Source organism: Vibrio penaeicida (assembly GCF_002933855.1).
Classification (GTDB): domain Bacteria; phylum Pseudomonadota; class Gammaproteobacteria; order Enterobacterales; family Vibrionaceae; genus Vibrio; species Vibrio penaeicida_A.
On the sequence record NZ_BFAQ01000012.1, the window covers coordinates 215,590 to 235,621 of the forward strand.

Here is a 20,032-nt window from a genome sequence, read left to right on the forward strand (position 1 = left end):
CTCTGATATGTAAAATATGGATTTCTAAGAAGTGTTATCTAAAATTTAGATACCCAATCTGTGTGTGATTTAAAGGAATGAAATCCATTTAATAATATGAAATATATAAGGTAAGTCGTTGTTGGTTAGTAGGTGAGTAAGGCAGTGAAATGTCTTGATATCTAATTTATTAATACATGAGTTAAGGAAAACAGAAATGCAGCCAACCATGAAGCAGATACGTTACTTCATCGCGACCGCCGATTCGGGGCAGGTATCCCAAGCGGCTAATGCCATGCACGTTTCTCAGTCTGCGATCACCACGGCAATTAAGTCATTGGAAGAAATGCTGAATGTGAATTTATTCATTAGGCAGCCTCATGGCATGCTGTTGACGTATGAAGGCAATCAGTTCTATCAGCATGCGACACACATCGTAAAAGAAATCGAAGAGGCTATGTTGCTTTCGCACCGCAGTTCCAATCAGGTGCAAGGGGTGATCAAGCTCGCGATGTCTTACACCGTGGCTGGGTATTTTGTTCCGCCGTATCTAACTCGATTCTCGCGTAGTTACCCAAAAGTAGAAGTGAAGCTGGTGGAAGCGACTCGGAGCGAAATAGAAGAAGGGGTAGTGTCGGGCGATTTCGACTTGGCGTTCATGCTGACATCCAACCTTATGAATCAAGAAGACATCAGTTTTCAAACGTTGCTCAGTTCGCCCCGACGGCTTTGGGTCAGTTCTAGCCATCCGTTACTGGAAAATAAGCTTGCGACGTTTCACGATGTTGCACAGTACCCCTACATCATGCTGACGGTGGATGAAGCGAGTAACACCGCACAACGTTACTGGAACCAAACGCCTTACCAGCCCAATACCATTTTTCGTACTTCCTCAGTGGAATCGGTGCGCAGCTTAGTCGCAAACGATTATGGTGTAACCATTCTTTCAGACATGGTCTACCGCCCGTGGTCTTTAGAAGGAAGAAGGGTAGAAGTTCGGCCACTAGCGGATCACGTACCCGATATGGAAGTGGGGTTAGTGTGGTCTAGAAAAAGAGAACGCAGCACTGCGGTGGCTGCGTTCTGCGAATTTATGGAAATGTCGGTGTCACCGAATCAGGATTTGATGAATCGGTACTAACGCTATTTTGGTTGCGTTAACACATTAGTCTCCAACAAACCCGCCTGAACACATTTTTCTTTAACACATCTGTCTTTGCAGCCCACTCATATCCAATAGTCGGGTTGCGATTTCTTCAACCGATAACGATGTGGTGTTGAGGTACGGTATCGCTTCTCGGCGAAACAGGGATTCCACTGTATTAAGTTCCTTTTGGCATTGATCGTGGCTGGCGTATTCGCTGTTGGCCATTCTTCCTTCCCGAATGGCGTGCAGCCTTTCAGGTTCGATGGTTAAGCCAAATGTTTTAAATCGAAAAGGTTCAATACCCGGTGGCAGTTTTAGCCTACCCATATCCTCTTCTATGAAAGGATAATTCACGGCGCGAATTCCAAATTGCATGGCTAAATATAGGCTGGTAGGGGTCTTTCCGCAGCGTGATACACCCAGTAAAATGATGTCGGCTTGGTCGAGATTGTTTAGCGAAATGCCGTCATCGTGGGCAAGTGTGTACTCAATTGCAGCAATCCTGTCCATGTAGCTTCCCACGTCTTTACTGATACTGTGAGAGCGCTGCAATTTGGGTTTTGGCTCTAGCCCAAGGTCTTTACTGAGCGGTTCAACCAGCGATTTAAGTACATCATAGAACTGAGCGTTGGCTTGCTCAATAACATGCTTGACCTCTGGTATAACGATAGAGAAGAACACCAAAGGCTTGTTCCCCGCCTCCTCAAAGGCTTTGTTTATCAACCCCTTAACATATTCAGCACGTTCAATATTCTCTACAAAAGGGAGGGTTGTTTGTCGTGTTTCGATGGAAAATTGCCCTAAAACCGCGTGTCCCATGGTCTCCGAGGTGATAGCAGTACCGTCTGAAATATAAAACACATCACGAAAACTAGTTTTGCACTGCATAAAAAGTTGAATCCTTAAAATAAATTTGTAGTGTGGGTTTCATAATAAAAATATACGTTTATTTACATTACAGGGGATCGATACCCGTAAATGTGACGCTGCCGGAAAAATTTTTTAAACCCTAAGCCAATCGTTTGCGTTGATTCAAGCCCCACTAAAACCCTACAGATCCAATAACAAGGAGATTATCCATGCAACAAAATGTTGTTTGGTATGACGCTTTATCAATGAACGACGTTGATAAAGTTGGTGGTAAAAACGCTTCACTCGGTGAAATGGTTGCAAACCTTGCTAACGCTGGCGTGAAAGTCCCTAACGGTTATGCCACTACCTCTTTTGCGTTTAATCAATTCCTCGAATCAGACGGATTGAACGAACGTATTTATGCCCTGCTGGAAAAACTCGATGTTGATGACGTTCAAGCGCTAAAATCAACAGGAGAAACCATTCGAAATTGGGTGCTAGAGCATCCATTTACCCCTGAACTGGAAGCGGATATTCGCCAATGTTATGCGGAACTTGGCGAAGGCGACGACATGTTGTCGGTTGCTGTTCGTTCTTCTGCTACGGCGGAAGATTTGCCAGATGCTTCTTTTGCAGGTCAGCAAGAAACGTTTCTAAACGTACGTGGTATCGATGCTGTTATTGAAGCAACGAAACACGTTTTTGCCTCTTTATTTAATGACCGTGCTATCTCGTATCGTGTTCACCAAGGTTTCGACCACAAAGGTGTGGCGCTTTCCGCGGGTATTCAGCGCATGGTACGTTCCGACAAAGCGTCATCCGGCGTAATGTTTACCTTGGACACTGAATCGGGTTTCGATCAGGTTGTTTTCATCACCTCATCTTGGGGCTTGGGTGAAATGGTCGTTCAGGGCAGTGTTAACCCAGATGAGTTCTACGTGCACAAGCCAAGTTTGCAGGCGGGTAACCACTCAGTTGTTAGGCGCACACTGGGCTCGAAGTTGATCAAAATGGTCTACGCTGAGGGTTCCGAACTGGGCACTCAGGTCGATATCATGGATACGTCTTCGGAAGAGAGAAGCTCGTTCTCACTCACGGATGATGAAATTCAGGCGTTGGCGCAACAAGCTTTGATCATCGAAAAGCACTACGGTCGCCCGATGGATATCGAGTGGGCGAAAGACGGTGTAACAGGCGAACTCTTGATTGTTCAAGCGCGCCCTGAAACTGTGCGTTCACGTGACGATAAAAACGTCATGGAGCGTTTCCACTTAAACCAACAATCAGACGCGTTGATTGAAGGTCGTGCAATTGGTCAGCGAATTGGTTCTGGTGTGGTGCGAGTGGTGGATTCTCTTGATGAGATGGACCAAGTGCAAACGGGTGATGTACTCGTCGCAGACATGACAGACCCAGATTGGGAACCCGTTATGAAAAAAGCGGCGGCGATTGTTACGAATCGTGGTGGACGTACGTGCCATGCAGCCATTATTGCGCGTGAGCTGGGTATTCCTGCTGTTGTGGGTTGTGGTAACGCGACTGAGCGTTTGAATAATGGAACGCAAGTGACGGTATCTTGTTCGCAAGGTGAAACGGGCTATGTGTACGAAGGTGAGTTGGATTTCGAAATCCGCCGCTCATCGGTAGACGATTTACCGGAGCTGCCGCTTAAAGTCATGATGAACGTGGGTAACCCAGATCGTGCGTTTGACTTTGCGACCATTCCAAATGAAGGCGTAGGCCTGGCGCGCTTGGAATTCATCATTAACAAGATGATTGGTATTCACCCGAAAGCGTTACTGAATTACGACGATCAGCCCACCGAAGTGAAAGCTGAAATTGACCGACGCATTGCTGGCTACGCCGATCCGGTCGAGTTTTACATTGAAAAACTCACAGAAGGTATTTCGACACTGGCGGCTGCTTTCTGGCCAAAACGCGTCATTGTTCGTATGTCGGATTTCAAATCGAACGAGTATCGTAACCTTGTTGGTGGCGTTCGCTACGAACCAACCGAAGAAAACCCAATGCTCGGTTTCCGTGGTGCATCACGCTACATCTCAGAACAGTTCGAAGATTGTTTTGCATTGGAATGTGAAGCCATGAAGCGCGTGCGTGGCAAGATGGGCTTGAAGAATGTTGAAATCATGATCCCGTTTGTTCGCACGGTAAGCGAAGCGGCATCGGTGATAGATCTGTTAGCGAAGCACGATTTACGCCGTGGCGACCAAGGTCTAAAAGTCATCATGATGTGTGAATTGCCATCTAACGCAGTATTGGCAGACAGCTTCTTGAAGTATTTCGATGGCTTCTCGATTGGCTCAAACGATATGACGCAGCTAACGCTTGGTTTAGATAGAGATTCCGGAGAGATTGCTCATCTGTTTGATGAACGTAACGAAGCGGTAAAAGCCATGTTGTCGATGGCGATTCAAGCGGCCAACAAAGCAGGTAAATACGTGGGTATTTGTGGTCAAGGACCATCGGATCACGATGACCTAGCTGAGTGGTTAATGGAGCAGGGGATTGATTCTGTTTCACTAAACCCAGATACCGTGCTGGAAACCTGGCTACATTTAGGTAAGTAGCTTTTTAATTGGAAGTTAGCTCTTTCCATCTAAAAAAGTCCCTTGGCTTATGCTAAGGGATTTTTTACGTTGAACTTACCTCAATTCGATAATCAATATGTAATGTAGAATCCGGATCGATGTTCACACAGGTAGGGGAGCCATTTTTCTCATAGGGGTTTGGGTGTTGAGCGGTATTTGGCGACAAACCAAAAGGGGAACAAACAGGCTCTAATCCAAGACACAGATTCCGCCCATTCCAAGGATCTGCTTTAAATCCACGGTTGGAATACCAAAGCAGCAGATCGGGCAATATTTTGTTGTTCCATGTCAGGTTGACCTTCCAGTTTTCATCAAGATAATGCAGCGCCGCTACGCCGTTTGTTTGTTCAAGCTGCATGACTTCTTCTATGTCATGTTGAAATGGAATTCGAGATGCATCAATCACACCGCCGTTTACGTGAGGGACTTGTTCGAGGTTGGTGAAAACTCTATCTGAGTGAAATTGCTCCGAGCCCGGCAACACAACGGAAGGGTGAGTGTGACCTTTCATGAACTCACCGGCAACAATTTTGGCTCGTTTCGTTTGCTCTGGCAATCGCAGGCACGTGTGCAACGAAATGGGTTGGCATGTAGGGCGTCTGGCCTTGATGCTAAGGCGGATATCCAATGCAGGAGCATTCGGATCGGGGCGAATGGTGCGACTTAAACGTGCGATATCATGATCACCTGGGTAGTCGATGTGCATAGATATTTCGTTATCACTCGTTGGATCGAACGTCCAGTGATGGTGTGAACCATAGCCATGAACAAAGTCTATTGTTTCGTTTTCATCCAACACATCTTGCCACTCTGATGGGAAGTGTTCTAAAGGCATGGGGTAACCAAAGGGAACGCATGGCCATTCACCTCTAATGTGCTTGGTGAGGTTATCGACAGCGGCATCAATTTTTTCGTCATACCATGGCGCAATATAAAAAGGGGATACCTGTTTGCCATTTGGCAGTATGAATACGCTCGGTCCAATCATTGCGCCCATGGATTGTACGCTGACCGTACCAAAGCGCCATGTTAGAGTTCTGTTCATCTCGGTATGTGGTTTTGTTAGGTCGGTCATAAGCTTATTTCTTCCAATTCGGACCAATCAGGAATCTTTGCTTGATAGGTAGATAAGCCAGCAATGTCGCTGCGATACAGCTGAATTTCACCTGCTCGTTCGTCGTCTTCCAGCAAGTATGCGGCGGTTGTCACCAGAAGTGTTTTCATATCACGACCGCCAAAACACACATTGGTCGGGCGAGAAGTGTTTACTTGATGAAAACTGTCTAGTTCGCCAGAGTGAGTCAGCCGCACAATGCCAGAACCGTCCCACCTTGCGCTCCAGATATTTCCTTCAATATCCATTGCGGCCCCATCTGGCACACCGTAACGATCTTCTAATTTGGAAAACCGTTCAGGCACACCCATGGTGCTCGATTTCGCATGGAATGGAGCTCGATAAATCTCACATTTCATTGAGTCGGCGAAATACAGCCAATGATCATCGGGCGAAAACACCACCATATTGAATACACCAATACCGGATTGGTGTTTGTGAATGGTTTGTTTTTTGGTGACCGAATAGAAATTTCCGTTTGCGCCAATATCCAGCGGGCTGCCATCGTCGGCGATATTTTTTTGCATAGAACCAAGCCAAATATTGCCATTGCAATCCACTCCACCATCATTCATTCGGTTTAAGGGATCGGAGTCGATTTCTTTCCAAAATACCCACTGATGCAGCTTTAAATCCAATAAATACAGCCCATCGTAAAGCGTGACCAAGAGCCTATCTGGGTGCTCAGTCGGTAACGTGTTTACTGGGGGGGTGGGGGTAGAAAAGGTCGTTAATTCTTCTTCATACAACTTGTATTGAAATAGCAAAGAGCGAGTTACGTCTATCCAAAAAAATGATTCATTTTGCTCACACCAACAGCATCCTTCCGCTAAATCGCTACGATTACCAATGGTTTTTAGAAAGTTCAACATCGTTATTGCCTCTTAGTAATTGAGAGTATCTGTATCAACTTTAATCGCGCCACCAAAGCGCAAGCTCTGGGAACCAAATCAATAAAATCAGCGCGACGATTTGAAGCCCGATAAAAGGAATTACGGCTTTAAAAATCATTCCTAAAGATATTTCAGGTGGTGCTACCGATTTCAAATAGAACGCAGCAGGTCCAAAAGGTGGGGTGAGGAAAGAAAGCTGCATATTGAGTGAAAATACTACGCCGAACCAAATAGGGTCGTAGCCGATCTGATTGATGATCGGAACAAATATTGGCAGCGTCAGCAGAGCTATTCCAACCCAATCGAGAAACATGCCTAGAATGAACAGAATGCCCATCATCAAAAGCAAAATATAAATAGGTTCGCCACCACCAAAAGAGAGAATGAGCGATTCAATGAACCGAACGCCGCCCATTAAGTTGTAAACCCCCACTAATATTGATGCGCCGATCCCTATCCAGATGATCATCCCAACTGTTTCGAGCGTTCGAATGGTACTTTCTTTGATAAGTTTGAAGGTGAGTTCTTTACGGACCCATGTTGAAATCAGAATCCCAATGACACCCAACCCAGACGCTTCGGTAACAGAGGCAATACCAGAATAGATGGAGCCTAGCACCATAAAAGCAACCAGCACTGGAAGAATGACGCCTTTGAAGGCAATCAACTTATCTTTAAGTGGCGCGTTAAGTTCCTCATCAGATGCAATTGGTGCAACCAAAGGGTTTGTGTATGCCCGAACGAGAACATATATGACGTACATGGTCGCGAGCATGAAACCTGGCAAGAATGAAGACGTAAACAGATCGCTGATAGAGACATTCGCGATAAGCCCATAGATAATTAAGACAATGGAAGGTGGAACCATCGAGCCTAGTGCTCCACCGGCGACCACTGTCCCAATCGCTAGATTTGGGTCGTATTTTTGTCGTAGCATTTGAGGGAGAGCGAGCAAACCAAGCAGCACAATCTCGCCACCGATAATGCCAGACATCGCCGCCAAAAGTACGGCCACTAATAAGGTTTGAATGGCGACACCGCCCCTAAGCCGACCCGATACCAACCTCATCGCGTTAAACAAATCGGTAGCAATAGAAGAACGATCGAGAATGGCGGCCATCAAGACAAACATGGGGACGGCAATAAACACGTAGGACGATATAAACGAATATATCCGGCTGGCGAGTAAAGGCGTCGCTTTAGGACCGATCCAAAACAGCAGAAAGAACATGGCAACAAAACTGGTAACAAAGCTCAGAGGCATACCAAGTAACAGAAGTACCAGTAGCATCGACAGCAGTAACAAGCTGCCCCATTCAATACCAATTACAGACAATTCAAACATGCGTCCTCCGAGTCAACAGATTGATGAGACGGACAACGAATTGAACGAACATGAGGCAAAGAATTAGGAATAATGAGATCTTGATGTAAGCAGGAAAAGCAGGGTCCCACGCACTGCCCGTGGTTTCTAGCCGTATTTCTCCCCCTGGGGCAAAAATGGCACGGGTAAGCACCTGCCAAGCAGCCCATGCCAACATACCCGTAGAGACGCAACACATGATGTTGGTAATCACATCAAGCCAATAGCGAACTGCTGGCGATACTGCATCGTAAATAATGACGACGCGAATGTGTTTATCTTTCGCGACACAATGGCTGCCTGCATAAACAAACAGGAAAGCGCCTATCATAACCGTGGTTTCGTGTACCCAAAATGTCGGGCTATCGAAAACATATCGTTGGATTACTTCATAGAAAATAACCAAAGCACTTACTAAAAAAAGAAAACTGATCGCATAGCCGACTTTTACAACGAGCCGATCTAAGTAGCTTAAAGAATCCTGATGCTCATCGGAATTCATATAACCTTCCTTGGTTCAAGGGGCTGCACTCAAAGAAGAGTGCAGCCGTCTATGTTGGTTTAGATACCTACATTGGTTTGAATACCTGCATTGGTTTGAATACCTGCAAAGTAGCCAAGTCATAATGTTTTGAACGCGTATTAAAGCATGCCGTTTTCTGCGAGAAACTGGGTTATAGCCTTATAGACTTTTTGAGCATTAGGTGATTTTTTAGCGTACTTTTCCCATTCGTTTTTCGCGATGGATCTAAACTTGTTGCGCTCTGTAGCAGACCAATCGTGAATTGTAATTTTTCCTCCCGCCAGTACTTCCGCTACCGCTTTTTGGTCGGCTATTTTTAAGCTCGATACCATTTGGCGTGCGAAATCTCGAACAGAGACATCAAGTATGGTTTGAATATCCGAAGGCATGCTGTCCCAAATCTCTTTGTTGATTGAAACTTCTAAGACGGGAAGAGAATGAAACCCAGGGTAAACAGGGTGGGGTGCGATATCATGCATTCCTTGCTGGTGGTTGGTGGAAAACACCGTGTAATCGGCGGCATCAATGACACCTTTATCAAGTGATGTAAACACCTCAGAACCGGGTAGATTGACAGGGATTGCGCCAGCAGCAGAGAAAATGGTTTGCACTAAACCTTCTGGAGCGCGTATTTTCAAGCCTTTAAGATCATCAACAGAATCCAATGGTTTTTTGGAAACGAAAGCTTCTAACCCTGTTGCTGATGCGCCAATAAAGTGGAGCCCATAAGGTGCGAGTAATTCCTGATAAAGCTCTTTACCGCCGCCATGCTCTATGAAAAGAAGCATTTCGCTTGGATCAGACCATGCGCCAACTGGGTTTCCCAGTAACCCAAATGCAGGGTCTTTCCCTGAAAAATAGCCAGTAGCCGTGATATGACCATCGAGCACTCCAGCGCTGATCGCATCTATGGTTTCAGTGTGTTTGACAACAGAGCCAACCGATAGCACTTCAATGTTCACTCGGTTATTGGTCATTTGGGTGACGCGCTCAGCCCACTCTTTTTTAAGAATAAAATTGGGGTTACCTGAATTATCACTGGATTGGAACTTGAGTTTGTACGTCTCTTTTGCTGCGTACGCTGTGGTACCTATAAAGCAAAGTAAAAATATGAGTAATATTCGATGTACTTGTCGTTTCATTGGTCTATCTCCATGTAAGGTAACGCCCCATCCATTTGGGGCGGCAATAGCCTAGCCTTCGGCGTGTTTTTATCTGTCTTTCTGTTATCTCTCAATAAATGTGTTTTCGTAATTGAACGTTACATCTCTACAAATTTCTTAGGTTACGTCCTGAAAATTTAGTCGGTATTCCAGTTATTTACGATCGTTATTCGCGTGAACAATGCCTTTTTCCACCAGTTTTTGTGTCGCCTCGGTTGTGAAACCAAAATCGGCGAGTACCTCAATAGAGTGTTCGCCGTAAAGGGGAGCGGGCGTGATATGAGCGCTAGATACGTCGCTAAATCGTATTGCTGGTGAAACCGCTTGGTATTTTCCTCCAATGGGGTGCTCGACTGTTGTGATATGGGGAACTGTCTGCGGGTGAGAAAGAAACTCTTTGTAGGAGTTCACTACGTTACACCAGACGCCAAGTGGCGTAAGTAACGTGTCCCAATGCTCGGCAGATTCCGCCTTTAGCGAATCAGCGACAACAAAATAAACCTGATCGCGCCAATCACACATATCCTCTAAGCTGCTTTGCGCTGGTCGGTTTGATTTCAGTTCTTCAAGCTTCGGAACCTTAAGTGCGTTAGCGAGTACCGAAAGATCTGCTTGAGCAATGGCAAAGTACCCAGACTGACATTGGTATATGCCGTACGGAGGTTCTTGATAGATTGACACATGTGGGGCTTTGCTACGTTTTGGGGGTGATTCGGAGGCTAGCCAAGTGGTTATTTCTTGGCATTGCATTTCCATAATTGCGCCAAGCATGGTCACAGACACTTCTTGTCCCTTTTGAGTTTTCGCGCGCGAAATAAGGGCAGCAAGTACACCTTCAGACAGCATATGAGAGGCAGTGACATCAACCATGTACAAAGGCGAAGGCAATGGCAGATCGTCTTCACGTCCACCATGCATTGTGAGCCCAGTAAATGCCTGCAGCAGCAAGTCTTGCCCAGGGCGATCTTTCATTGGTCCATCGCTACCATAACCACTGATTGAACCGACAATGAGTGCCGGATTGATTGTGGAAAGGGTTTTGAAGTCGATTCCTAACTTAGCCGCTACACGTGGTCGGAAGTTTTGAACCAATATATCTGCTTGCTTCACGAGTTGATAAAGTGTGTCTTTGCCTTCTTGTGATTTTAGGTCTAACACCAAAGAGCGTTTATTCTGATTTAAGGTGACATAGCATGTCGCATCGCCAAATTTAGTCACGTCAGCCATCGGAGCGTGTCGAGAGAAATCCCCGCCACCGGGCGCTTCAATTTTAATGACGTCTGCCCCCATTTCTCCGAGTCTTTGAGTGCATAATGGTCCTGCCATTGCGATGGTTAAATCTAAGATCGTTATGCCTTGCAATGGGCCTTGTTTTTTCTGAGAGTTGTCCACTTATCGCCCCTTAAATACCGGTTCTCTTTTTTCACCAAATGCGGCAATACCTTCCTCTGCGTCTTCCGTCATCATGCACAAGGTATAGCCATCGTTTTCCCAAGACAGACCTTGTTCAATAGACGCTCCTTGGCTTTGTCGAATCACGTTTTTAGCAGACTGAACTGCAATGGGAGGGTTTTGAGCAATACGCTGAGCCAGCCGCTTTGCTTCGGGCATTAAGTTATCCTCAGAAACCAGCTTCTGAACAAAACCGACACGATGAGATTCTTCTGCACTCATAAGTTCACCAGTAAGAATCCACATTGCCGCGTTTCCAAAACCAACGAGACGAGGAAGAATAGAGGTGTTGCCGCTTCCTGCATGCCACCCTCGTTGAATTTCTGGCGCACCAAAACGCGATCGAGGGGTGGCAATTCGTATATCACAACAAATAGCTACTTCTAGCCCTCCACCTAAACAGTAACCATCAATCGCTGCTATCGCGGGTTTGCGTAATCGCAAAAGTGGGGCAATGTAATCTCGGTCGTAATTTGCACGGTTTCGTCCCTCCCAAGGGGAGCCAAGATCGTCAAGCATATTGACATCGCTACCAGCAGAAAATGAGCGCTCACCTTGCCCTGCAATGATCAGCACTTTAATGCTGTCGTCGGTATCCACTTGCTTTGCTAGCTGCACGATATGCGTTCCCATCGCTGCGGTGATGGCATTAAGTTTTTCGGGGCGATTTAGCGTGAGAATTGCAACGCCATCTTCAACGGTAAATAAAATATGGTCGGACATAATTCCTCTCTTTGAACGTAGTATCAGTCTCTGCAATGTGTGTCTGTGTGACGTTTCGATATGCTCGAATATGTCGCGTTACTTTGATTGCTGCTTCTCAGCTCTGGCGAGACGCCATTGCCCAATTGCGACAGCAAGGACGAGCAACAAACCTTTTGCCACGAGTTGATAAAAAGTTGGAATACCAAGTAAATTCATTCCATTCGATAAGGTTGCAAGCAGCAATACCGCCAACATGGTGCCAACGACAGTGCCTTTACCGCCAGCCAGCAATGCACCACCTAGAAATACGGCGGTTATCGCTTCAAGCTCCAGGCCCTGCGTACCAGATGCTGGCTGACCTGAACTGGTTCTGGCTGTAACGATGACGCCAGCTAAGCCAGAAAGCGCACCAGATATGGCATAAATATAGAAGCGCATCCGGGTAAGGTTTATTCCTGCAAGTCTTGCGGCTGCAGGGTTTCCACCCATGGAGTAAATTGAGCGACCAAAAACCGTATAGCGCATAACAAAGTGGCCCATTAGCGCCACTATGATCAAAATAATGAAGGCGACAGGGATGCCGGGAAAATCGCCAAAAGCCATCACTCGACCTGAACCAAGGTAAGCAAGCCCTTGGTCCAACACACCAACAGGTCGACCCCCTGGGGCAATCAAAAACGCAATTCCGCGAAAAGCAGAAAAGGTAGCGAGCGTTGCCACTACAGGGTTTACTTTTAGATGAGAAATGATGGCAGCGTTCACCAAGCCGAGCACCAAACCAATCGCAATACCGCCCGCAACGCCACCTGCAACCGTATCCATCTGTGTAACGACAATGGCGCACACCACAGAAGCGCAACCTGCAATAGAGCCGACAGAAATATCCAAACCTTGAGATACGATAACCAGAGTCATCCCAACGGCTATAAGGCCAACAACGGCCATGTTTTGCCCAATGTTAAGCAAGTTCCTTGGTGAGAAAAAATACTCGGTTTGGGTGGTGATCAGCCCCACCATAATGACTAAAGCGATGATCAGCGAAAGGTTTTCAATGCCGACTAAGTCGGTGATTCTTTTTAATAAAGATTGTTTAGCTTGTGGTGCTTTAATGGAGACTGAAGCAGCATCATTTGAGGGCATGTTAATCTTCCTTGAACACAAATTCTAATGAATGGGTTTACCACTGATAGCGAAATTAACGATGGTTTCTTCTGTGGCATCTTTGCTGGCTATCGGCGTCGATATTTTTCCTTCATGCATCACAATGATTCGGTCGGACATGGCAAGCAGTTCCGGCATTTCAGAAGAGATCATCATGATGGCCATTCCTTGCTGAGCCAGTTGATCGATCAAACGGTATATTTCCGCTTTTGCACCTACATCTACAGCCCTTGTGGGCTCATCAAGAATCAGTACTTTCGGGTTGGCGGCTAACCACCGAGCAAGAACAACTTTTTGCTGATTACCGCCTGATAGCTTTCCAACTTCTTGATCTAAACTGGGCGTTTTGATGTCCAGCTGGTGGACAAACGGAGAAATGGCACTTTCCATTTTTGCGTAGCGTAAAATGCCAAATCGAGCCAAGTACGAATACACCGCCATAGAGGCGTTTTCTAATACAGAGCGCACCAAAATTAACCCTTCCGCTTTACGATTTTCTGGGGCAAACCCTATGCTGGATTGAATGGCATCGGCGGGAGAAGAAATCGATTTTTCTTGACCCGAAACGAATACTTTTCCGGACGTTTTAGCAAACTCCCCAAATAAAACCTTGGCAAGTTCTGTTCGTCCTGCGCCCACTAAACCCGCGAATCCGACAATTTCTCCAGCCTGAATTTGAAAGCTGATGTCTTCGTGCCAACGGCTATGAAGGTGTTTTACTTCAAAAATTATCTCTTGCTGGCTTACGTTTTCTCTTTGGAAGCTGTGTATGAGCTCACGCCCGACCATCATGCTGACAATTTGATCTTCATTGATTTCAGAGGCATTGACGTCCCCAGTGACCAACCCATCTTTCAACACAACTATGCGGTCCGCTATTTCCATGATTTCGTGTAGGCGATGAGAAACGTAAATAACGCCTAGCCCTTCGTCTTGAAGCGTACGAATTAGTCGGAACAATTTGGCGCATTCTTCCGTTGTAAGAGAGGAGGTAGGTTCGTCGAAAGCGACGACTTTTGCGCCATGCTTAACCGCTCTGAGAATTTCAACAATATGCATTTGAGCAGGCGAGAGCATATGACCGAGCGTGTGGACATCGAGCATTCCACTGAATCCATATTTCTCCAACAGCTGTTGTGCTTTTTGATTGATGGCTTTGTGATCGACTCTGCCGTCGTCGGTTTGAGGATATTCGCCAATAAACACATTCTCGGCGGCGGAGATATAAGGCACGATTTCAGGCTCTTGCCGGACAAGGCGAAAACCTGCGTCTCTGGCTTCAAGTGGTGTCGCGATGCTGATATTCGTACCATCTAACGTCACTTGACCTTGATCGAGCTGATAGTCACCACACAATATTTTAAGAAGTGTGGATTTACCTGCGCCATTTTCGCCAATAAACGCGACTACTTCCCCAGCGTGAACATTCATGGAGACATGGGACAGTGCTTTGACGCCTGGAAAAGATTTCCAGACGTCTTCTACCGACAAAACAGTCGTAGATTCCATAGCTGCTCCTAAAGTCATCATCCACTAATTACAAGGCATGTAACTTTGGTAATTTGACGCATCGACTATGGTCGTATTTGCCACGGTTTTAAGCGGTAATGGCTGACCAGATTCAATGGATTTGATGAGCGCGCGAGCTGCCGCCTGACCAACATCGACACCGCTGATGTACAAGGCAGCTTTAAATCCACTTGGAATGTTGGCTTTCCATGGACGGCAAGCTTCATAAGCACCTAGACCAACGGCGATGACATCTTTTGCTGGGAATCCCGCATTTTTTAACGCGTTCGTTGCACCAAGCACACCTTCGTCGTTGCAGGCATAGACAACCCACTTATTGATGTTCGGGTGTGAAGTGATGACAGGGCCAGTTGCCGTCAAGCTACTGTCGGTTGTACCTGAATAGGCAACGGGGTAAAACTTATTCGCGTCTGCCCCTGCGGCGATGATTTGGTCTCTTGATGCATTTGTCCGGTCATTACATACGGATACGGTTTGTACCTCGACGCTAAGTACACCGTAGTCATTATTTTTCAACCATCCAGACTCTTTCAACAGCGTTCCAGCGCGTTCACCCACTTTCGTTCCCATCGCTTTGCCATCAAATCCAGCAAATGGAATAGGGTTCCCTGCGCCGTCTGTTAAGGGATCGTCCGTCGCTATCACGGGAATCCCCGCTTCTTTTGCTGCGCGTGCGATTGCTGGCCCAAGTGCTTGATCCGGAGCAGTAATAGCAATGCCCTTAGCGCCAGAAGCGATGGCATCGGTTACTGCACTGATGGCGAGGTTTGCATCTAGCTCAATGTTAATGATCTTTGCTGAATAGCCCAGTGACTGAGCCGCTTCTTTAAATCCATTGCCTTGATCGATGAAGTATTGCTGCGTTCCACTTTTGTAGATAGCAACAATTTCTCCTGAGTTTGCATGGGCGTTAGTGATTGCCAGCAAAGCAGACAAGGCAATGATCGAACTTCCTTTGTTCATGTTTCTTTCCTTGTAGTGGTTGGTTATTTTTTGTACTTTAGATTATTATATGTTTATCAGACAAAGTCAACGAAGTCAAAAACTGGAGGTTAACGTGCAGCGATTAGCAGGGAAAGTGGCAATAGTGACTGGTGCGGGCAGGGGCATCGGGAAGGCTATTGCTCACCGTTTTTCTACGGAAGGTGCTACGGTTGTTATTGCCGAAAAAGATGGGGTAACGGGAAGAGAAAGTGCCGTATCCATAGAGGAAAGCACAAAAAATACCGTTGTTTGCATCGAAACAGATGTGGCGAACTTAGCGTCTGTTGAAGCGATGGTGGAGAAGGTGAATACACTTTTTGGTGGTGTGGACGTTTTGGTAAACAACGCAGGTATTGCTGTTTTCAAAACGCCTTTGGAGACAGATCAGAAAGCGTGGGATTTATGCATGAAAGTCGATCTAGAAGGCGCGTGGTATTGCTGTAAGTCCGTGTTGCCTAATATGCTGAAGAAGAATAATGGTGCCATCATAAATATTATTTCTAATCATGCTTTCTCAATCATTCCAGCTACGTTTCCTTACCCTGTAGCAAAACATGCATTGCTAGGAATGACACGCTCACTGGCACTGGAATATGCAGATAAAGGCATTGCAGTGAACGCGATATCTCCCGGATACACTGATACCCAAATAGCACAAGATGAATTCAATAAATCTGAAAACCCACAACAAGAACGAGCAAAGGTAGAAGCAAAACAGCCAGTAGGGCGGCTGTGCCACCCTGATGAAGTTGCAGCAGTAGCTGCGTTACTGGCGTCGGAAGAAGCGCGATTTATGATTGGTGAAAACATCGTGATCGATGGCGGCGTGACTATTCGAATGTACGAGTAACCTTATCAAATGCACGAGCAGCATTAGTCCGCAGAGAAATACGATTTGCGTGCTGAAAATGCGGTGAGCACAGGCCCTTGACCCCATGGAACGATTTTGTTTAATGGGACGTGCCAATAATGCTCATCGATTAATGCCGACATTACGGCAGCAGACACACCCATTAAATTGCCTTGGTTATCGAGATTGTTAACCATTGCTTGAAAAGCAAGTTCGGCGGGTTTTTCAAAGGTGTGTGGATCCAAGATGCCAGCTTTCATTCCTCTATAAAATGCGCAGGCCATAAACGCGGCCGTTGAGGATTCTGGTCCTGATCGTTTCTCATGTACCATGGCGTACCAGTTACCATCAGAAAGTTGGTATTCCAGCATTTTTGTTGCAAGTTCTCGCGCTTGTTCTCTAACTGCATCTGCCCCTTGAATGTGCGACGCGTATCGAGCAACATCCAACAGACCGAGAAGCGCCCAGCCTTGACCACGTCCCCAGCCATCTATGTAGGATTGGTTTGTATCTGCAAGCCAATAGTGCCGATAAAGACCCAACTCCGAATTATAAAGAAATTGTCGATAACCTAGAATTTCACTGACGGCTCTTTCACCCCAGTTTCCGTCGGGATCTATTTGGGAGAGGTGCGCATAAAATGGCGGATCAAAATGCATGCAATCTAGCCAGATGCCCGCTCCGGGGTTGGTCATTTGCTTTTGTTGCGCTTCAGATAAACCGATATTTCCGTATGGTTGTCTGAGAGAGCGAAGTGTGTCTTCAAAGGTGATAGGGACACCATCAATACTGCGCCTACTGCTTAGATGACGGGCGAGATCGATCGTCGCTTGTTTTAGCGTGTCGTCTTGCTTTCTTTCGATAATCGCACACATTATGTGTCCGGGAGCGGTATTATCATCCAATTGAAATGGCTCCCTTCTGGTTGCCCAACCTCTAAAGAAACCCCAAGTGAAATCTAACCAGTGCGTATCGTCTAAGTAATCTGAAGCCGCAACCAAACCTTCAAATCCGACAGAATCGCCATAAAACCATCCTTGAAAAGGATGCTCCAATAAACGGTTTGCAACATTGGCAATGATCTCCTTTCCTACTACTTCCTTGTTCATGTTATTTCCTTAGTCTCAGCTTAGTCTTGAATCAGTTTCATTCCTTCGTGAGCATCACTGATTGCACGTCTGATTAAGGCTTTCATTGCTTCTTCTGCTAGGTCTGCATCGCCGGCGATAAACGCTTGATAGACGTTTTGATGGAGCATGTGGCTCTCTTCCATACCAATCATTTTCTTTGTGTACCCTTTGGCTTTCATTTGTAAATCAATGAGAAGACCAAGCGCGGCTTCTATCACAAGAAAAAGGTGGCTCAATAGCTCTGATTGAACACATGAGATCAACGCACGATGAAATTCCAAATCAGTTTTGATGAAGTTATCTCTTCTCTCTTGCTCTGGGGCGTCATCGTCTTCAAACACAACCACTTTTGCATTCCATGCATCTGTTACGCGCAGGCGGTCAACCTCGGTAGACATTTGAGTTGCGGCATACGTGATGCCGGGCTCTAGAACCAGGCGAGTTTTAAGTAAGTCGTTTAATAAATCGTCTGTTTCCCCCGATTTAATCCGCCACTCCATTAAATCTGGGTCGAGCAAGCGCCATTTGGATCGTGGTTGGACGCGGGTGCCGTCTGATGTTCGGCTAAAAATTAGCCCTTTTGCAGAGAGCATTCGAAATGCTTCGCGAATAACAGATCGACTTACGCCAAGCTCTTCAACTAGGTCGGCTTCTTTAGGAACGGCTTCATTCTCATTCCATTCACCACCGACTATGCGTATTCCAAGGTGTTCAACGACAGTTCCTAGAATGCCGCGGTGCTTTATTGATCCTTCAAGTAAGCTTGCGCGATTCAGTAAGCTGTTTTTGTTCATGTATGCTCTCCATATTTATATGTTTATCATATTAACACATGAAAACAAATTTGTTTATTTTATGAGCTTTTTAAGGTGGGCTATTAGGGAAATAGCGAGGATCGTATTGTTTCATATTGATCGGTGCATTCTGATGAATATCAAAGCTATTTATCTTGTGATCTTTAACACAATTAACTCGATATCTGATATTTGGTGGTTAAAAAGCGATCAATCGTATGCAGTGTATACACTGTATCCAGAAGAGAGAATCTGATGCGAAATCACCGCTATGATTATTTGACTGCCTCTGAGCAAGCGTATCGGGTGATACGAGACATGATTCTTGAAATGGAGTTTCTACCTCACCAGCCTTTATCAGAGCAAATGCTGGCGGATAAGCTGGAAATGAGCCGGACTCCGGTACGTGAAGCGGTGGCAAGGCTAACAACGGAAAGGCTGATAGACAATGCGTCTAGGCGCCAGCTTATGGTTGCCCCAATTCGGGTGGCATTGTTTGAGACAGCGTATTACGTAAGAAGAACATTGGAAGGCGATTTGGCGCAATTGGCAGCAAAAGCAAGGATAACCGAGTTGGATCAGCTCAACTTGCAAACGTGCCTGAACGAACAAGAAATTGCGGCAAGAAACAACAACTCTGAGATGTTTTACAACTCGGATGAACGCATGCATCAATTGATATGCGAATGCGCAGGTAAACCGTTGGTGTGGCCCATCATTTTGGATTCGAAGTTCCACATGGATCGTATTCGAAAACTGATTCTAATGAGTCGCAACACCATTCTGACGGAGCTAATTGATGAACATCGGCAAATTGTTCATGCCGTTTTGGTTGGCAATGCACCCGCAGCGAAGGATGCCATGCTGAACCATATTGCGCACGTGTTTCCGGATTTAGATGTGATTCAAAAGCAGTTCCCAGAATACTTTTCTCAATAGCCATTACTGCATCACCAAGGAAAGGAGAGAGTAATGATAGATAACAACAAAGTTGTGCTAGTGACTGGTGGCTCCAAAGGAATAGGGCGCGCCATGGTCGATCGCTTTGTCGAGGCAGGTTACAACGTAGCTTTTTTCTGTAACGATTCGGAGTCTTGCGCGTCTACGTTATCGGATCACGGTAACCGTGAAAACGTATTGGGTATCACGTTAGATGTCAGCAAAGCAGATGAAGTTAAAGCTGGTGTAGAAAAAGTGGTGCATGCTTTTGGTCGCTTGGATGTTGTGATCAATTCCGCTGGGATACAACGTTATGGCGACGTGGTGGAAACCAGTATTGATGTGTGGAATGAAGTTCTCAGCGTTAACCTTAATGGTGTGTTCCACACCTGTAAATACGCGATTCCCGAAATCCGTAAACAAGGCAAAGGAGCGATAATCAATATTGCTTCTGTTCAGTCTTATGCTTCGCAAACGGGGGTGGCTGCTTATGCTGCGTCTAAAGGGGCGATTCTGCAACTGACACGCTCTATGGCATTGGATTGTGCCGCCGATCAAATCACCGTTAATGCCTTATGCCCTGCATCGGTTAATACGCCGATGTTGCATTGGGCTGCCGACTTATGGAAAGGCGAGCAATCGAAAGAACAAGTTCTTGAGTCTTGGGGCAAAGCTCACCCATTGGGTCGGGTTGCCGAACCTAGCGAGCTGGCGGAGCTGGCGCTGTTTATTGCACAAGGGAAATGCTCATTTATGACCGGAGCCGACATACGAGTGGACGGCGGTATCATGAGCCAAGTGCCCATTGTGTTACCTGAATAAAGATATTGCCTGAATAACGTTA

General features: G+C 46.1%; 18 protein-coding genes. 5 read left to right on the forward strand and 13 right to left on the reverse strand.

What is annotated here, in order from left to right:
- Nucleotides 1-196 precede the first annotated feature (196 nt).
- Entirely contained in the window at nucleotides 197-1,120 is a 924-nt protein-coding gene (locus VPNCDNU1_RS06495) for a LysR family transcriptional regulator (protein ID WP_104399608.1), read from the forward strand.
- A gap of 60 nt (nucleotides 1,121-1,180) precedes the next feature.
- Here VPNCDNU1_RS06495 and ppsR read toward each other — a convergent pair whose 3' ends face one another.
- Entirely contained in the window at nucleotides 1,181-2,014 is an 834-nt protein-coding gene (ppsR, locus tag VPNCDNU1_RS06500; protein ID WP_104399609.1) for a posphoenolpyruvate synthetase regulatory kinase/phosphorylase PpsR, read from the reverse strand.
- A gap of 191 nt (nucleotides 2,015-2,205) precedes the next feature.
- On the opposite strand from ppsR, the gene ppsA reads away from it, so the two are divergent.
- Nucleotides 2,206-4,566, forward strand: a complete 2,361-nt coding sequence (gene ppsA, locus VPNCDNU1_RS06505) for a phosphoenolpyruvate synthase (RefSeq protein ID WP_104399610.1) — start codon at nucleotides 2,206-2,208, stop codon at nucleotides 4,564-4,566.
- 64 nt (nucleotides 4,567-4,630) lie between these two features.
- Here ppsA and VPNCDNU1_RS06510 read toward each other — a convergent pair whose 3' ends face one another.
- From VPNCDNU1_RS06510 to VPNCDNU1_RS06555, 10 genes are all read right to left on the reverse strand, one after another.
- Nucleotides 4,631-5,662: a hypothetical protein gene (locus VPNCDNU1_RS06510; protein ID WP_104399611.1), complete on the reverse strand. Its 1,032-nt coding sequence runs from the start codon at nucleotides 5,660-5,662 to the stop codon at nucleotides 4,631-4,633.
- Entirely contained in the window at nucleotides 5,659-6,573 is a 915-nt protein-coding gene (locus tag VPNCDNU1_RS06515; protein ID WP_104399612.1) for an SMP-30/gluconolactonase/LRE family protein, read from the reverse strand. Before VPNCDNU1_RS06515 ends, VPNCDNU1_RS06510 begins: the two co-directional genes overlap by 4 nt.
- Nucleotides 6,574-6,613: 40 nt before the next feature.
- Nucleotides 6,614-7,939, reverse strand: coding sequence for a TRAP transporter large permease (locus tag VPNCDNU1_RS06520; protein ID WP_104399613.1), 1,326 nt, complete (start codon nucleotides 7,937-7,939; stop codon nucleotides 6,614-6,616).
- The gene (locus VPNCDNU1_RS06525) at nucleotides 7,932-8,459 is read right to left on the reverse strand and encodes a TRAP transporter small permease subunit (protein ID WP_104399614.1); all 528 of its coding nucleotides are present in this window, start codon (nucleotides 8,457-8,459) and stop codon (nucleotides 7,932-7,934) included. Before VPNCDNU1_RS06525 ends, VPNCDNU1_RS06520 begins: the two co-directional genes overlap by 8 nt.
- 140 nt (nucleotides 8,460-8,599) lie before the next feature.
- Nucleotides 8,600-9,622 (reverse strand): TRAP transporter substrate-binding protein, encoded by a 1,023-nt coding sequence (locus VPNCDNU1_RS06530; RefSeq protein WP_104399615.1) that lies wholly within the window; start codon nucleotides 9,620-9,622, stop codon nucleotides 8,600-8,602.
- Nucleotides 9,623-9,796: 174 nt separating this feature from the next.
- Nucleotides 9,797-11,035: a CaiB/BaiF CoA transferase family protein gene (locus VPNCDNU1_RS06535; RefSeq protein ID WP_104399616.1), complete on the reverse strand. Its 1,239-nt coding sequence runs from the start codon at nucleotides 11,033-11,035 to the stop codon at nucleotides 9,797-9,799.
- A complete protein-coding gene (locus VPNCDNU1_RS06540; RefSeq protein ID WP_104399617.1) occupies nucleotides 11,036-11,818 on the reverse strand; it encodes an enoyl-CoA hydratase/isomerase family protein in 783 nt (260 codons plus the stop codon).
- A 78-nt stretch (nucleotides 11,819-11,896) separates the two neighbouring features.
- Nucleotides 11,897-12,940 (reverse strand): ABC transporter permease, encoded by a 1,044-nt coding sequence (locus VPNCDNU1_RS06545; protein ID WP_104399618.1) that lies wholly within the window; start codon nucleotides 12,938-12,940, stop codon nucleotides 11,897-11,899.
- Nucleotides 12,941-12,964: 24 nt separating this feature from the next.
- Nucleotides 12,965-14,470 (reverse strand): sugar ABC transporter ATP-binding protein, encoded by a 1,506-nt coding sequence (locus VPNCDNU1_RS06550; RefSeq protein ID WP_167404736.1) that lies wholly within the window; start codon nucleotides 14,468-14,470, stop codon nucleotides 12,965-12,967.
- Between the two features lie 24 nt (nucleotides 14,471-14,494).
- A complete protein-coding gene (locus tag VPNCDNU1_RS06555) occupies nucleotides 14,495-15,454 on the reverse strand; it encodes an arabinose ABC transporter substrate-binding protein (protein ID WP_104399620.1) in 960 nt (319 codons plus the stop codon).
- Between the two features lie 94 nt (nucleotides 15,455-15,548).
- Between VPNCDNU1_RS06555 and VPNCDNU1_RS06560 the strand changes: the two genes are divergently transcribed.
- Nucleotides 15,549-16,325, forward strand: a complete 777-nt coding sequence (locus VPNCDNU1_RS06560; protein ID WP_104399653.1) for an SDR family oxidoreductase — start codon at nucleotides 15,549-15,551, stop codon at nucleotides 16,323-16,325.
- A 23-nt stretch (nucleotides 16,326-16,348) separates the two neighbouring features.
- Here the strand turns inward: VPNCDNU1_RS06560 and VPNCDNU1_RS06565 are convergent, their stop codons facing one another.
- Together VPNCDNU1_RS06565 and VPNCDNU1_RS06570 are read right to left on the reverse strand one after the other, a co-directional pair.
- The gene (locus VPNCDNU1_RS06565; RefSeq protein ID WP_104399621.1) at nucleotides 16,349-17,434 is read right to left on the reverse strand and encodes a glycoside hydrolase family 88 protein; all 1,086 of its coding nucleotides are present in this window, start codon (nucleotides 17,432-17,434) and stop codon (nucleotides 16,349-16,351) included.
- 20 nt (nucleotides 17,435-17,454) lie between these two features.
- The gene (locus VPNCDNU1_RS06570) at nucleotides 17,455-18,249 is read right to left on the reverse strand and encodes a FadR/GntR family transcriptional regulator (protein ID WP_104399622.1); all 795 of its coding nucleotides are present in this window, start codon (nucleotides 18,247-18,249) and stop codon (nucleotides 17,455-17,457) included.
- Nucleotides 18,250-18,504: 255 nt separating this feature from the next.
- Here VPNCDNU1_RS06570 and VPNCDNU1_RS06580 point away from each other — a divergent pair, with 255 nt between their 5' ends.
- Both VPNCDNU1_RS06580 and VPNCDNU1_RS06585 read left to right on the forward strand, forming a co-directional pair.
- Nucleotides 18,505-19,188: a GntR family transcriptional regulator gene (locus tag VPNCDNU1_RS06580; RefSeq protein WP_104399624.1), complete on the forward strand. Its 684-nt coding sequence runs from the start codon at nucleotides 18,505-18,507 to the stop codon at nucleotides 19,186-19,188.
- A 33-nt stretch (nucleotides 19,189-19,221) separates the two neighbouring features.
- Nucleotides 19,222-20,010 (forward strand): SDR family NAD(P)-dependent oxidoreductase, encoded by a 789-nt coding sequence (locus VPNCDNU1_RS06585; RefSeq protein ID WP_104399625.1) that lies wholly within the window; start codon nucleotides 19,222-19,224, stop codon nucleotides 20,008-20,010.
- Nucleotides 20,011-20,032 lie beyond the last annotated feature (22 nt).

Excerpts from the sequence above, each read along its gene's own strand:
- VPNCDNU1_RS06510 (WP_104399611.1), bottom strand. The coding sequence starts at position 5,662 with ATGACCGACCTAACAAAACCACATACCGAGATGAACAGAACTCTAACA.
- ppsR (WP_104399609.1), bottom strand. The coding sequence starts at position 2,014 with ATGCAGTGCAAAACTAGTTTTCGTGATGTGTTTTATATTTCAGACGGT.
- VPNCDNU1_RS06495 (WP_104399608.1), top strand. The coding sequence starts at position 197 with ATGCAGCCAACCATGAAGCAGATACGTTACTTCATCGCGACCGCCGAT.
- ppsA (WP_104399610.1), top strand. The coding sequence starts at position 2,206 with ATGCAACAAAATGTTGTTTGGTATGACGCTTTATCAATGAACGACGTT.
- VPNCDNU1_RS06580 (WP_104399624.1), top strand. The coding sequence starts at position 18,505 with ATGCGAAATCACCGCTATGATTATTTGACTGCCTCTGAGCAAGCGTAT.
- VPNCDNU1_RS06525 (WP_104399614.1), bottom strand. The coding sequence starts at position 8,459 with ATGAATTCCGATGAGCATCAGGATTCTTTAAGCTACTTAGATCGGCTC.
- VPNCDNU1_RS06545 (WP_104399618.1), bottom strand. The coding sequence starts at position 12,940 with ATGCCCTCAAATGATGCTGCTTCAGTCTCCATTAAAGCACCACAAGCT.
- VPNCDNU1_RS06540 (WP_104399617.1), bottom strand. The coding sequence starts at position 11,818 with ATGTCCGACCATATTTTATTTACCGTTGAAGATGGCGTTGCAATTCTC.
- VPNCDNU1_RS06555 (WP_104399620.1), bottom strand. The coding sequence starts at position 15,454 with ATGAACAAAGGAAGTTCGATCATTGCCTTGTCTGCTTTGCTGGCAATC.
- VPNCDNU1_RS06585 (WP_104399625.1), top strand. The coding sequence starts at position 19,222 with ATGATAGATAACAACAAAGTTGTGCTAGTGACTGGTGGCTCCAAAGGA.
- VPNCDNU1_RS06520 (WP_104399613.1), bottom strand. The coding sequence starts at position 7,939 with ATGTTTGAATTGTCTGTAATTGGTATTGAATGGGGCAGCTTGTTACTG.
- VPNCDNU1_RS06550 (WP_167404736.1), bottom strand. The coding sequence starts at position 14,470 with ATGGAATCTACGACTGTTTTGTCGGTAGAAGACGTCTGGAAATCTTTT.
- VPNCDNU1_RS06565 (WP_104399621.1), bottom strand. The coding sequence starts at position 17,434 with ATGAACAAGGAAGTAGTAGGAAAGGAGATCATTGCCAATGTTGCAAAC.
- VPNCDNU1_RS06515 (WP_104399612.1), bottom strand. The coding sequence starts at position 6,573 with ATGTTGAACTTTCTAAAAACCATTGGTAATCGTAGCGATTTAGCGGAA.
- VPNCDNU1_RS06530 (WP_104399615.1), bottom strand. The coding sequence starts at position 9,622 with ATGAAACGACAAGTACATCGAATATTACTCATATTTTTACTTTGCTTT.
- VPNCDNU1_RS06570 (WP_104399622.1), bottom strand. The coding sequence starts at position 18,249 with ATGAACAAAAACAGCTTACTGAATCGCGCAAGCTTACTTGAAGGATCA.